Here is a 13,175-nt window from a genome sequence, read left to right as displayed (position 1 = left end):
GGTCTTGTGTCCCGTTAGGCTAACCCTCAAACTTTGCTTCATTATCTGCTAGATAACTTGTTAACCCTAGTATAACTTTAAATGCTTTTCGCGGTTTGACCATTTTTTTGAATCCTTGTTTGGAGTCCCAGATGTAAACCGTTTTGCCTATCCATAATCTTAGATAGATTGAATAAAAAATAATTGGCTTAATAATACCCTTCTGTTCAACCTCAGAACCATCCGCCAACTCGGTTTCCGTTCTCACAATCCAAGTATTTCCTATACCTACTTCGATATATTTCAACCAAGATTACCTCTTTCAAGTCAGAAAATCTTACAGTTTTATATTAACACATATTGGAAGTAACCTGCCCGTTAGTTTAATCATTTTGAAAATACTCCCCTTGGCCTTCCGTCGGGAATGAGATAAAGTTCTTGTCAAAATCGGGAATGGGATCAAGTTCTTGTCATTGGGTTTTGACAAGAACTTGATCCCATAAAATAAAAAAACCGCGATTCACGCGGCAATTAATGAGATAATGTTCTTGTCACCCGACAAGCTATGACACAAGCCTACCCGTTACTTTAATGAACAAAAAAAGTGACCCACAGCAACGGGCTGTGGGTCATAACTATTTATATTTTAAAGGGGGTCAATTTTATTATAGGCTTGATTCATTAAAGCCATATCAAAATAAAATTTCATTCTTGTTACATTTACTCTACTATGGTTCTTCGTTAGATTCCTGTAGATGGATAAATTTCAGCTTTGTAAAAAAACGAGCGCCTCGGTACGATGGAAGTACGCAACGGGTCAAAAGCCCTTTAATTCCATCATCCAGGAGGACGCTCTACTATGAAGTTTAAATCACAAGAAAAGCAAAATCAACTCATTGAAAACATTACCTTTCATCATATTGTTGTTGGTGTAGACATTGCTCAAGAGACTCATGTTGCCAGAGCGGTTAACTTCCGTGGTGTCGCTCTCGGGAATCCTTTAGAATTCAGTAATGACAACGAAGGTTTCAAATCCCTCGATCGTTGGATTGGCGACTTGTTAGCTTCATATAAATTATCTCAAGTTATCGTTGGTATGGAACCGACTGGCCATTACTGGCTAAGCCTTGCTGGCTGGCTCAAAAATAAGGCCATTGAAGCCGTACTTGTTAATCCTCATCTAGTTAAGAAAAACAAAGAAAACCGCGACAATACACGCTCTAAAAGTGACAAAAAAGATGCTTTAGTTATTGCCGACATGGTGAAGAACGGCTATTACTCCCCTGTCCGCTTCCATTCCTCCGAATACGAGGAGCTGCGAGTGCTTATGGCTAACCGAGAAACGGTCGTTAAAAGACTCGTAAGTGCCGTTAACCAGATCCACCGCTGGGTCGACATTGTCTTTCCTGAACTGAGACAAGTTTTTAAGATCTTAGCTTGCAAAGGTGCACTGTTAACCCTTCGGCTATTTCCGCTCCCAGCCGAGCTATGTAAACTAAGTCCTGACGATGTCATTAAAGGATGGCAGAAATCAATGAAACGGCATTCAGGTGTGCGTAGAGCTCATCTACTCATCGATCTAGCCAAGAAAACGGTTGGATCTAGGCAAGCAACACATGGGAGTGAAAATCGCTAAGGGCACCGTGGAGAATACGTGCAGTAATTGGAATGAACTGGGTGATTCAACTCCACCTCTATTCCCGCATGCCTTTTTAACGAAACACTCTAAATATATCTCACTCCTTTTCATTCAGCATCGAAACCTAAAGGATGAAATCCTGCGAATAGACGAGCTTGCGTGAGGAAATTAAATCATACCGAGGGAGTTTATTCATCCTCTTTTAACCATCGTGTTAAGGCTCCTGTCATGTCTGTATTCTATCGTCTGCGTTAATTGAATTTCCTTAGACGGTGCTAATTCACGTCATTGGTTAATTTCCATGGGACTTTCGGAAATTTGTTGCGGCAAGCACAGTTTATAATTACGAGTATTATAGTTATTATTTTGAGGCTTGCGAAACAAAATCATTCACTGCTTTTACAAACTCTTGGGGCATCTCCACATGGTTCATATGCCCACCTTGTTCGAAAATGACGAGCTGCGAAGCTGGGATTTTCTCATCCATCTCCTTGGCCCAACGCGGTCCGCAGTTAAAATCGTACTCTCCGACTAAGATTAGGGTTCTGGTTTGAATTGTTTCTAAGGCATCACGAACATCCCACATATAAGGCTTGCGATTCGGATCAACGGAGAAATCCAAGCTAGCTTGCCACTCGTTGAAACCTTCCGAAAGTTTCCAATAGTTACCAAAGAAAGCAGGCATTAAGCGCCCCAAAACCTTCAGGATCGATTCTCTATCCTGCGCTTTCCCCGTAATCATGTCCATCCATGCCTGCTTCGCATCCTGAGCTTCCGGACGATTTTCCCAACGCTGGGTGAAAATTTCGAGTTGTTGAACCTGCTCCATTCCAAGATCTTGATTCATACACGGAGCCGAGCTGTAGAGGATAAGGCCGCCGAGTTCATTTGGATAATCGAGTGCATACTGTAGGCCTACGAAACCACCATGCGAGTGACCTAGGAAAAATGGCTGATGAGCTCCAATATGTTCTGCTACTTTATGAGCAAAGTAGGCGTATTTTGGCATTGTGTAATCTCCATCTGGAAGGTTATCGGAATTTCCTGTGCCTACTGCCTCTAAATAGACAACGGTCATGGATTTTTCAAGCAAGGGCATACGCATATAGCCCCAATGAAAACCAGGGCCTCCTGCATGAACAAGACAAACAGGTCCTTTTCCTGCAATATGATAAACTTGTCGTATACCATTAATGACGAGCTCGTGCATACTTGATGTACCAATATAGGTTTGAAAATGAGATGAAGTCATGTATATTCCCTCTTTCAGTTCATTTTAAAACACAACAGCCGTACGCAATTCATGTTTCATTTTTTCCCATTTCAAAAACGCCTATTCAAGTTTTTCTATTGATGTAATTCTATCTTATCTGCATCAGCAGTACAACGGCGCAATGCCTGACAATTCATTCCGGTTATCATGTATGGCATTAATCGTCTTTTGAAAAACTAGCACGAGCATATAATTAAATCAATTGGCAACTCGCAGCCTATTGTTCCACAAAAGAGTCAATAGTCCCCAAGCCAATTACACTTTTTTTTACCGTTTGGGGTGTAAGACTGCTTTAATTTGCGATGCGATCTCTAAAATTAAAGACCGGGATAAGTAATATGATACTTTTTGGCTACTGTTAAAATTTTGCATGACCTCAGGAGTAGGTGGCTCTATATGTGCCTCCATCCCTTCTACATAAGGAACGCCAAGTTCCCTCACAAAGTAATCAAATCCTGCAGGGTATTCAGTCACCAGAAACTTAGCTATATCTGATTTTACTTTGAATGTGTGTGGAATACCACGAGGTGCGAATACATATATATTCCCCTTTCTTCACCGAAATAGTCTCTGTACCTAGTGTCATCTCTATTTCTCCATCCAGAATGTTAAAAGATTCGTCTTCTTTTTCATATAAATGCAGTGGAGATCCATCATCTTTCATGACGGAACAATGCACGACGCAAAACTCTCCGTTCGTCTCGTCACCGCTTGCTAATATTGAATTTATGTCGCTGAGAAATAGGAATGTATTTGCTTTGTTATTATTTCTGTATAGCACATCTGCTGATTGTTTCGCTTTTATACTCTTATCCAAAAAATAAATGCTTTGTCTTGACTAATGTATACGGGCGATGGGGAATCTTTTTTTGTAGTATTTGATTAATTCATCGGTTGAATCGGATTGCTCTTCAAAATGTCTTCCACTTCTTGGTAGCCATCAGGGTAGGCAAAGTTATAGCGTGCCGGAAGTGCGAACACGTATTTGTCATTGCGCGTCAGTTCACTTGGGCCGATAGGCACTGCGCCGATGTGGAATTTATCCTGCTGAAGCTCGTTCCATTGGTCGACAGTAAAGACGAGAATAGAGATATCCTGTCTTGGCTGTTCTGCGGTCCATTCGGGATGGCGGATACTGAGGCTCGCGCCGCTAGCCTCTTTTCCTTGCGCATCCCATACAGAATGACCTTCCCATTTGTCCGTTACGATCGTGTACCCTTTCCAACTGTCCGGCAGCATGAAACGGAAGCCATATTGGGTATTCTCATAGACGGATTGATCTACTTGACCCGTTTGTCCCGTAATACTAATCTCCCGGTTGCCTTCATCCCACTTTACATTAGCTCCAAGTGACTCAGAAACAACCCTCAAAGGAACATAGCTGGATCCATCTATGATCTGCAAATCCGCATTAACTATTTTCCCGTTAATAAATAATTTAATATCCGTTGCCGCATAAGCGCCAACAGCAATAGATGCTGCGATAACACCAGTAAGTCCAAGTGCAATTAATAATTTCTTCTTCAAGTAAATTTCTCCTCTTATTGTTTCCCCATAATTTCTCTAATGCTTACGCCAGTTTCTATCCCCTCGTTTAGCTTAGTTTTCGCTTACAGTTCTTCAAACGATTGATTGGTTGAAATTGTTACAAAAAAAATTTATTCATCACATTAGTCTATTGTTCGTTGTCCGGAAGCTGTCTGCACCAATTGATTAATCATGCGCATAATTTGATCTTCATCATTTACCATACCTCCGAAAATTGATTTCCCCTTATTTACTCAATAATTGCAACTGGCCTCGCCCATCCGGCACTTGCCCGCTCTACCTTAACAGGAAAACATGATACTTTGAAACCATATGGTTTTGGCAGTTGATCAAGATTAGCAAGTTTTTCAATCTGGCAATATTCCATATCTTTACCTAAAAAGTGTGCTGCCCATAGCACACCTTCTCTTGGATTCTTGCGATACTCCTCAACCTGCAAATTCAGCGGGATATCCCACCCCCAACCATCCGTGCCAACTACCTTAATTCCGCATTCGAGTAACCAAAGTGTCGCCTCAGGTGAAACGCCAGCATGTAGGAACGCATAATGTTCGTTATAAAGTCGTTTATCTGCATCGCTACGAATGAGTACGATATCCAGTGGGTTCAAGGTATAGTTGATCCGATTCAACTCTGTGATTAGATCGTCTTTGGTTATTTCATAACCCGGCGGTTTACTACTGAAGTCAAGTACCACACCATCTGAATAAAACCATTCTAGAGGAAGCTCGTCAATAGTTCTTGAGGGCTTGCCTTCCGAAGTAGGCCAGTAATGCCAAGGTGCATCTACATGTGTTCCAGAATGCGTATTTAATGTGACAGTCTCTGTTGCCCACGCCATCTTTTCAGGAAAATCCTCAGGTGAAAGACCTAGCGCTGCTGCTGCTTGGAGTGCTCCGTCCTCATGAGTGGAGTAATCAATTTTTGCAGGCAATGGTTCCCTAATTCGTGGACTGATTGGGACACTCAAATCAATAAGTTTCACTATTGTTACACCTCATCTTATCTTCTTGGTTGTCTCCGTAAAATAATAGCATGAAAAATATGGAACCAGGATATTTAAATTGATTACATCTGTAATCAAACTCTCTCTTCATTACGTAAGTATTCATTTGATAATTGCAGCATCCTCACGTTCACGATTTTCAAATATTTCCTTGTTGAATATTCCAAATTTTTCCTAATTCATTAATTGATATTTCATGGTAATGTGTTGATTCAAGACCATAAAAATAGGCCAACCAGAAAGGGCTGAATTTGAGAAAGTCACCAGTATTAGCAGGTTGATTACTTTGGCAAAGTTGTAGTCAACAATCGAATGTAACTTGCAATTTTTTATTCAGGAAGGCATTAACTTCCAAAGCGAATTCATGCGGATACTGGAATAAGAAACCGTGATTCACATCTGGGTAAATAATTAATTCTGCATTTGAAATGGTCCAGCAAACAAGGAGTTGACGGTAGGCACCATAATGTCATTGTTACCGTTCGCGACAAGCGTAGGCTGGCTAATTCCTGCAAAAAGTGCCTATTGTTGTACGGACATAGACGTGCAACCCATTAATCGAGTTATGAATATGTCGTCACAGCTTAAAGACATGTCTTTTTAGATGATGTTTACTTGACGGGGTTCTCGGTTGGCTTTATGCATCATACACGGTGCTCATGTTACGTATTAGTCCTATTACTTTGTATGTGCAACAAATTCGTTAACCGCTTGAGTAAATGGTTCGGCATGCTCTACATGCTCCATATGACCGCCTCGATCGAATATTACTAGTTGAGATCCAGGTATTTTTTCCGCCATTTCATTAGACCACCTTGGCCCGCAGTTGACGTCATATTCACCGACAAGAATGAGTGTTGGCGTGGTGATTGTGTGCAGGATATCTCGTACATCCCACTCATATGGCTGGCGGTTGGGGTCCCCGAAGAAATCGAGATCAACCTTCCATTTGTCCACTTTATCCTTCACATCCCAATAGTTACCGAAGTATGCAGGCAATAAGCGGTGGAGAACAGCCAAGGCCGATTCTTTGTCCCTCACGTTTTTTGAATCCATCATAGCTTGCTTCGCATCTTCAGCTTCCGCGTTATCTGGCCAACGTTGAGCAAAGATCTCGATTTGTGTGAATTGCTCCATATATAGATCCATGTTCATTGTAGGAGCACTGGATTGGAGAATCAGACCGCTAAGTTCGTTCGGGTAATCCAGAGCGTATTGAATGCCAACGCCGCCGCCATGAGCATGACCTAGGAAATAATACTTTTGAACTCCGATATGCTCAGCTACTTTATGTGCGAAAAGCGCATACCGAGGCATACTATAGTTTCCGTCTGGAAGCATATCTGACTTACCTGTTCCTACCGGTTCTAAATACACCATTGTCATTGTTTTCTCCAGCTCTGGCATCTGAAGATATTTCCAGTGAAATCCAGGTCCGCCCGAGTGAACCAAACAAACTGGGCCGTTGCCAGCTACATGATAAACTTGACGCACACCTTCGATAAAGACTTCATGTTCTCCAACTGCCAGCGGGTTATCATTAGATAGATTCATTTTTAAGTTCCTGCTTTCTAGGTTAATTAATTGCAAGTCACTTGCCATTAAGGCCGAACAACCTCAAAAATTCCTGTAATGTTTTACGCCATGGACGAAAGTCTTCAAATCCATTATCAAGGATCGCTGTATGCGCCATTGCCGAGTAGCGCGGACGAGGCGCAAGTCGTGGAAAATCTTTCGTGGAACCTGGTGTAATCTCCACTTTAAATCCACTCTTCTCGATAATCGCAAGAGCAAGATCATATCAGGAAACAGATTCCCATTTTGCTTTGCCCATATACCCAAGAGGTACTTACGATAAAATACGGCCACATGAAATTCCGCCGAAAAATAAATAACGATATCATGCCCTTACCAAACTGACGATTCGTTTGTTTGCTAAGGGCATTGATATCACCTTTTATAAAGGAGCTCTTGTCACAAATGGGAATAGTCTACAAACTTGTTAGATTTCCAGCTGTTAATGCATCCAAGTTAATTAGTTCATAATCCGGGTAGCTATCAAGCATATAATAAATGAAGTTGCTGCCAATAAATCAATTAGGATGACAAGGATAATATTATTTGGCTTCTAACTCGGCGACGACATTTGCGATGGACGTGTATGGATCAAGTGCAGCATACTCCGCCTTCAATCTTTGTGCATTTGCTAAGAATTCAGTCTTATGAAGTACGTCAAGGACCGCCTCCCGAATTGCCGCTGGCGTCGGTGTTTGGGTTTTGAGATTGATTGCAGCACCAGTATGGGCCATACGAGCGTTACCCTCAATCTTATCTTCGGAAATGCCAGCCAATACCATCGGCACTCCGAACGTTAACGCTTGCTGCGTCCCGCCAAATCCACCATTTGTGACGAGAACATTGGTATGCGGAAGGAGGTCGACGAATGGTATAAATTCCGCGACGCGCGCATTGGCCGGTATTTTTTTGACTTCATCCTTGCTGCCTGTCGCCGCAATAACTAGAACCGGCAGATCAGCCAGCGCTTCTAGCGTTGGCTCAATTAGATGACTGAAGTCACCGTTTGCTACTGTTCCCTGTGTTACAACAACAACTTGTTCAGCTTCAAACACTTCCGGCCACCATGCTGGCAATTTAGCCTCCACGGAAGGCGGAGTAGGAAGCGCTCCGATGAAGCGGACGCTAATGGGCAGGTCTGATCGCTTATAACTCAGCTCCTCTACAGACAACTGAAGGTAGCTGTCCGCATATACGCAACTATCAAGAAGATATGGTATTTCCACAATCGCTCCCAGACTCGTCAACACCTTTTCATAGAGCTTCTGTGCATCTCCGAATATCGTATTTCTCATTAAGCTATTAAGCTCGAGGTTTCGTGCACGACCCTTTTCTGAGCTGTCCGGTTCGAGGCCCATGCCAAATGGTGCAGTGTCTATACTAGAAATCGCAAGTGGTATAACACCTACAACAATATATCCCTTCGCCCGTACACCTGGGACACCGTGCAGTGCTGGCGAGATTGCGAAGCCGAATGATTCAGCCATCACAATTGCTTGGTCGTCACCATACTTCTCCAGTTCTTGTTGCAACGCCGCATACTGGTTCGGAATAGCGCTAATGAAATAGCGCTGCAGGTCATAGTTAACCTGAGCAGGCCCTTCGAGGGCGAGACGCTCGGGGTCTAATAATTCATCGGGCTTCCAATCGGCTGCACCAGTAAATGAAATAAATGCGGCGCCTGTCCTTTCAACAGCTTCCTTGAATATAGACCCTGTTATAATAGTCACCTCATGACCGCGCCGAATAAGGTCTTTTGCTATGGACAGCATGGGAGCAACATGTCCATATACAGGCGTAATGGGAATGATAACTTTTGACATAATAAAACCTCTTTCTTTTGCGCTAAAACAAACGTTTAAGCGTTAGTCGCAAGCCATTTTGGTTATGCTCATAAACGTTTTGCCTACTTTATCCGTTTGTCCGTCGAGCGGATTTGTCGGTTGATTACTTAACATTCAAAAGAAATTTAAAGACCCGGATACGTAATATTATATTTTTTGGATACTTGTATGAGCTTATGGAGAAATTCAGGAGTAGGGGGCTCCATGTGAGCTTCCATTCCTTCAACGTAAGGAACGCCTAATTCTTTTACAAAGGAATCAAATCCTGCAGGGTAGGCCGTAACTAAGAATCGAGCCTTTTTGGACTTCACCCTAAAGGTATGCGGAATGCCCCGAGGAGCGTAGACATATTCTCCGCTTTTCACCAGAAGCGTGTCATCCCCAAGCGTCATCTCCAACTCTCCATCCAGCACGTAAAAAGATTCATCTTCGTTCTCATGGATATGGAGCGGCGGACCATCATTCTCATTAACCGAACAATGCACCACGCAAAATTCCCCATTTGTATCTTCCCCGCTTACCAAGACGGAATTAATGTCGGTAAGGAATAAGAACGTATTATCATTATCAGGCTTCCTACGCATTACACCAGCTTTGCTTTGATTACTCATGGTTACTTCAGTCTCCTCTTTGTTGTCAATTTTTTACCTGTACAATGTTATGAGATTGATCGTTCTTATAATAAAACCTTTTATGACGCTTTGTCAAAGTATCAAATGCAAACCTACCATTCAGTAATTTCTTCCAGTTAGTCTTTTCATTTTTTTAAAATACTAATATTCTATATTTATTTAAGTCTTAGACTGTTTGTATCGAAAGGTTTATATGGAATAAATTGCATGAGATCTATTCGTGATTTAACTTTTACTGTTTGTTCTCATATGATAAAATCATTTTGAAGAGGTGTATAAGATGACAAGAAGTAAAGAGTTTGACGAAAGAGAAGTACTTCTAAAAGCAATGCATTTATTCTGGGAAAAAGGTTATGAAAAAACCTCGCTTCAGGACCTTGTTACGCATATGGGTGTACATCGTAGAAGCCTGTATGATACATTTGGCGATAAGCATAGCCTCTTTGTAAAGACGGTGGACGAGTACCAGAAACAGATAAACGCAATGATTAAGGAAGAAATAGGACGTGGTCGTACGGCGAAACAAGTAATTCGCTTCAGATTTGATTATCTGATTGAAGTGAATGACGATCGACCGCCAGGCTGCTTATTTGTGAATTCTGCGACCGAACTAGCTTTAAGGGATCCAGAAGTTCGTGAAATGATTAACGCAGGTTTTGATAACGGGGAGAAAATTCTCGTAGATCTCATTCAAAAAGGTCAGCAGTCGGGCGAGATCCCGGTTGATAAGGATGCGAAAATACTAGCTGCTAGTTTACAGACTACAATGATTGGATTGAGAGTATTGGCTCGAACGTCTACAGATAAAAAGAGGATGCATCAAATAGCAGATGCATCCATAGCGATGCTTGATGCTTAAAGAATGCTCGATGATGATAGTTAGCACGGGATGTTAGCAACCATCTAAATTTGTCGATGTCGACTATACAATTCCCTTTGCGATTGCACACTTTACGGATACGGTCCAGCGCCTGCTTGGCGCTTCGCTTCGACCTGTAGACAAATGAGGCTTCCTGAAAATGTGCTTCAAAGATCTGTTCTATAACCCAGTTTCGTTGCCATTTGTATGACGTGGTATCGGATGATGGGAATACCTAGAGGTCTTTGTTTCCAATCTTTCTTCGGAATGTAACGCGTCTTACCGGCTGAGGTGATGGTACTTGCCTTTTCTAAGGATTCGTTGGCACTCATACAAAAAGAGACTGTCTCCCTGCTTCTCGATGTCCACAATTGTCATGCCATGATTCCAGCCGCCCCTTTATTGGCTCCTGCCCTTCTCCCGGCAGGGCTCCTTCCTCCCGCAGGTTATTTTGTACTGCGTTCCTCGGTCGGATAGCCCCCCGGACTCCCCCTGCACGCCGAGAAGGCTTATAGAGGGTCTATCTTTTTACGGTTTCAAGAAAACTGGGGAGGGTCTCCCAGTTCACCATATCCTCATTCAAACCATGCCGATCCCCTTTCGCCTGAGGATTCTTTCGCGACCGATCCAAGTTCCAACTTCTTTTCGTCCTTTTATACGAGCTCGGTATCCACTCGTAGCTCTTACAAGGGCTTTTTAACGACACGGCAGGATCGATTTGATGTTACAACCTACAGCTTGGCATATTACTCGCGCTATCTCTGAGAGTACTTTCGTCGAGACACTTTTAAGTATAGATTGCTCCATACGCAAGTATCCAAGCTACGTTGGGCTTGGCCCCTCCCGCTACCGAACTTTCACCTGCTAGAAGATGAATGCTTGGCTGACATAAAAACAAAAAAGCTTGATTTCTCAAGCTTCAATAAGTTTGTGATAGCATTCTCTTATATTTTGTCATATAAATAAATTGATCGTCAGCAATTCCTCAAATCCATGTTTGCGGTAAATGGTCTGTCCCATGGAACTAGCCTGTAAAATGGCTAACGTTGCTCCTGCGACTTGCATGTCACGCAGAGCATGACCTACAAGTGCACCGCCAATCCCCCTTTTACGAAATTCCTTCAATGTCGCAACCATATATATGCCTGTCACTTCGCCTTTACTGAACGTCATGGTCGTTCCTACCGGCACGTCATTCAAATAGGCCAGAAAATACTGCATTTTTCCTTCCGGATCATAAGCAAAAGCTTCGGTAAATGCATGGGCCAATTCGTCCGGGAGGCCGTATTCTGCCACGAACACCCGTTTGAATGTCTCAAGCTCTTCATCCGTATGAACAGTCACGATTCTCAATCCTGGCACATAAGATTGGTTAACCGTTTTCTCTTCGAGATCAACTGCCATGCCAGACATGATACCGCTCAATATGAATCTGTTAGATATTAGCGTTTCATTAACGATTTCATACTGCGTATGGGAATAGGTATGCCAGACACATTTTACGCCACGTTCTCGATACGAATCGATAATAGATTGCACTTGCCTGGTTGCATCGTTCTTATTGTCATTAGGAGCTTTATAATCAAACACGCGATTGAGAATCGTTATCGGCAATTCAGATTCGATTCTTGCGCAGTTTTCGTCACGATAAAAATTCGCGTAAGGACTGTTTATGCTCAAATGTTCAAACATTAGAATCATGTTCTCCAAGATTGCTTTCTTTTTATTTATCAGTTTCACTATTGCTCCTTATACCGAAATATCGGGCATCCTCTCGAATTAGTCCGAATCGATTAAATTATTTATTTCATTTAATAAGCGACATCGTTCATAGAGTAATCGGTCAGCTTGCCATTGCAGGTATCTCCCTTTACGAAAAGCCAGCTTTTAGTCACATTCTCGACTCGTCATTAGGTTTAAGCTTTGACAGCATTTACAGATCCCCAAAGTGATCCTGGGTTTATTCGGTTTGGGTAAAGATTGAGCATTGTATGGTATAAATCTAAAGCGGTGTCTGTTTCTTTATTCAACCGATTAAAATCTAAGAGATATTGTTTAGTTTCATCCAAAATTTTTGGGTTATTATCATTATCGGGGACTTTGTGCCCCGCAATAACAAATTTAGGATTTAGTTCTATCATACGATCTATTGTTTGGTCCATTCGAATCGAGTACTCTCTGTTGTTTCAACTAGATACTGATGGATTCCGTTATAAACAACATCACCTGCCACTAGTAATTCAATATCTGGAATCCATAATGATGTTGTATTTGCCGTATCCGTAAACCCAGCTTCAATGATTTCCATCCTATGTCCTTCAAGCTCAAAAGAATTTGTATCGATAACATCAGGAAAACCTGCGGGTAAGGAATTTGATTAGGAAATAATTTATCCCAAAAACTTTCAATTAGACTTCCTTGTTTTAAACTTTCTTTAACAGTTCCTTCTGTTGCTATCGCTTTAACATTGGGAAAAGCTTCTTTTACTTGTTTGATTCCAAAGAAATGATCTCCATGACCATGCGTAATGTAGATGTATTTTAAGTTGCGGTTAAAAGACTTTATCCAATCAATTAATTTTTGGTTGTGTTCAATAGTAATAAAAGTATCGACCAAAACTGCATCTTTTCCTCCATAAATAAGAATAGCAGTATTGGAAACCCATCGAAGATTTTCTTTTCCTTCTGGCAGGTTTCTTGTGAGGCTGTCACGTTTTACGCATAGTTCAGCAAATTGTAAGTTTGACATTAGTATATCATCCTTTTTTTTCTACAGCGGAATAACCAACATACTATGCTTGTTTTCAAGGTTTTGGAGGTA

13 protein-coding genes and 2 pseudogenes are annotated in these 13,175 nt (G+C 41.9%); 3 read left to right on the top strand and 12 right to left on the bottom strand.

What is annotated here, in order from left to right:
• Positions 1-19: 19 nt before the first annotated feature.
• Entirely contained in the window at positions 20-286 is a 267-nt protein-coding gene (locus GON05_RS16330) for a DUF3977 family protein (RefSeq protein WP_157320078.1), read from the bottom strand.
• 552 nt (positions 287-838) lie between these two features.
• Here GON05_RS16330 and GON05_RS16325 point away from each other — a divergent pair.
• A pseudogene (locus tag GON05_RS16325) lies at positions 839-1,591 on the top strand (IS110 family transposase); the annotation flags it as partial.
• A 388-nt stretch (positions 1,592-1,979) separates the two neighbouring features.
• On the opposite strand, the gene GON05_RS16320 reads toward GON05_RS16325, so the two are convergent.
• The 8 genes and pseudogenes from GON05_RS16320 to GON05_RS16290 form a co-directional block, all read right to left on the bottom strand.
• Positions 1,980-2,870, bottom strand: a complete 891-nt coding sequence (locus tag GON05_RS16320; protein WP_157320077.1) for an alpha/beta fold hydrolase — start codon at positions 2,868-2,870, stop codon at positions 1,980-1,982.
• 502 nt (positions 2,871-3,372) lie between these two features.
• Positions 3,373-3,555 carry a cupin domain-containing protein gene (locus GON05_RS38860; RefSeq protein ID WP_185157218.1) on the bottom strand — a complete coding sequence of 61 codons (183 nt, stop codon included), beginning with the start codon at positions 3,553-3,555 and terminating at the stop codon, positions 3,373-3,375.
• A 218-nt stretch (positions 3,556-3,773) separates the two neighbouring features.
• Positions 3,774-4,418 (bottom strand): copper amine oxidase N-terminal domain-containing protein, encoded by a 645-nt coding sequence (locus tag GON05_RS16315; protein ID WP_157320076.1) that lies wholly within the window; start codon positions 4,416-4,418, stop codon positions 3,774-3,776.
• A gap of 250 nt (positions 4,419-4,668) precedes the next feature.
• Positions 4,669-5,424, bottom strand: coding sequence for a cyclase family protein (locus GON05_RS16310; protein ID WP_181646098.1), 756 nt, complete (start codon positions 5,422-5,424; stop codon positions 4,669-4,671).
• Between the two features lie 699 nt (positions 5,425-6,123).
• Positions 6,124-6,999, bottom strand: a complete 876-nt coding sequence (locus GON05_RS16305; protein ID WP_157320075.1) for an alpha/beta fold hydrolase — start codon at positions 6,997-6,999, stop codon at positions 6,124-6,126.
• A gap of 37 nt (positions 7,000-7,036) precedes the next feature.
• Positions 7,037-7,234: pseudogene (locus GON05_RS40080) on the bottom strand (sugar nucleotide-binding protein); the annotation flags it as partial.
• A gap of 328 nt (positions 7,235-7,562) precedes the next feature.
• Positions 7,563-8,843: a glycosyltransferase gene (locus GON05_RS16295; protein WP_157320074.1), complete on the bottom strand. Its 1,281-nt coding sequence runs from the start codon at positions 8,841-8,843 to the stop codon at positions 7,563-7,565.
• Positions 8,844-8,989: 146 nt separating this feature from the next.
• Complete coding sequence (locus GON05_RS16290; RefSeq protein WP_157320073.1) at positions 8,990-9,475, bottom strand: quercetin 2,3-dioxygenase; 486 nt, start codon at positions 9,473-9,475, stop codon at positions 8,990-8,992.
• Positions 9,476-9,776: 301 nt separating this feature from the next.
• Here GON05_RS16290 and GON05_RS16285 point away from each other — a divergent pair, with 301 nt between their 5' ends.
• Both GON05_RS16285 and GON05_RS39070 read left to right on the top strand, forming a co-directional pair.
• A complete protein-coding gene (locus GON05_RS16285) occupies positions 9,777-10,355 on the top strand; it encodes a TetR/AcrR family transcriptional regulator (protein ID WP_157320072.1) in 579 nt (192 codons plus the stop codon).
• A 321-nt stretch (positions 10,356-10,676) separates the two neighbouring features.
• Positions 10,677-10,832 carry a hypothetical protein gene (locus tag GON05_RS39070; protein WP_221435239.1) on the top strand — a complete coding sequence of 52 codons (156 nt, stop codon included), beginning with the start codon at positions 10,677-10,679 and terminating at the stop codon, positions 10,830-10,832.
• Between the two features lie 477 nt (positions 10,833-11,309).
• On the opposite strand, the gene GON05_RS16275 is transcribed toward GON05_RS39070, so the two are convergent.
• The 3 genes from GON05_RS16275 to GON05_RS39060 form a co-directional block, all read right to left on the bottom strand.
• Positions 11,310-12,047: a GNAT family N-acetyltransferase gene (locus GON05_RS16275; protein WP_157320070.1), complete on the bottom strand. Its 738-nt coding sequence runs from the start codon at positions 12,045-12,047 to the stop codon at positions 11,310-11,312.
• A 224-nt stretch (positions 12,048-12,271) separates the two neighbouring features.
• Positions 12,272-12,517 carry a hypothetical protein gene (locus tag GON05_RS39065; RefSeq protein ID WP_220138821.1) on the bottom strand — a complete coding sequence of 82 codons (246 nt, stop codon included), beginning with the start codon at positions 12,515-12,517 and terminating at the stop codon, positions 12,272-12,274.
• Between the two features lie 70 nt (positions 12,518-12,587).
• Positions 12,588-13,103, bottom strand: coding sequence for an MBL fold metallo-hydrolase (locus tag GON05_RS39060; protein WP_220138820.1), 516 nt, complete (start codon positions 13,101-13,103; stop codon positions 12,588-12,590).
• Positions 13,104-13,175 lie beyond the last annotated feature (72 nt).

It is taken from the genome of Paenibacillus anseongensis, from assembly GCF_009757995.1.
Lineage (GTDB): Bacteria > Bacillota > Bacilli > Paenibacillales > NBRC-103111 > Paenibacillus_E > Paenibacillus_E chondroitinus.
Note: the sequence above shows the minus strand (reverse complement) of the source record. Positions and strands in the feature narration are given on the sequence as shown.

What these genes read in the sequence shown, in the direction of transcription:
- GON05_RS16320 (WP_157320077.1), bottom strand. Translation starts at nt 2,870, where the DNA reads ATGACTTCATCTCATTTTCAAACCTATATTGGTACATCAAGTATGCAC.
- GON05_RS38860 (WP_185157218.1), bottom strand. Translation starts at nt 3,555, where the DNA reads ATGAAAGATGATGGATCTCCACTGCATTTATATGAAAAAGAAGACGAA.
- GON05_RS16305 (WP_157320075.1), bottom strand. Translation starts at nt 6,999, where the DNA reads ATGAATCTATCTAATGATAACCCGCTGGCAGTTGGAGAACATGAAGTC.
- GON05_RS16295 (WP_157320074.1), bottom strand. Translation starts at nt 8,843, where the DNA reads ATGTCAAAAGTTATCATTCCCATTACGCCTGTATATGGACATGTTGCT.
- GON05_RS16290 (WP_157320073.1), bottom strand. Translation starts at nt 9,475, where the DNA reads ATGAGTAATCAAAGCAAAGCTGGTGTAATGCGTAGGAAGCCTGATAAT.
- GON05_RS16285 (WP_157320072.1), top strand. Translation starts at nt 9,777, where the DNA reads ATGACAAGAAGTAAAGAGTTTGACGAAAGAGAAGTACTTCTAAAAGCA.
- GON05_RS16275 (WP_157320070.1), bottom strand. Translation starts at nt 12,047, where the DNA reads ATGTTTGAACATTTGAGCATAAACAGTCCTTACGCGAATTTTTATCGT.
- GON05_RS39065 (WP_220138821.1), bottom strand. Translation starts at nt 12,517, where the DNA reads ATGGACCAAACAATAGATCGTATGATAGAACTAAATCCTAAATTTGTT.
- GON05_RS39060 (WP_220138820.1), bottom strand. Translation starts at nt 13,103, where the DNA reads ATGTCAAACTTACAATTTGCTGAACTATGCGTAAAACGTGACAGCCTC.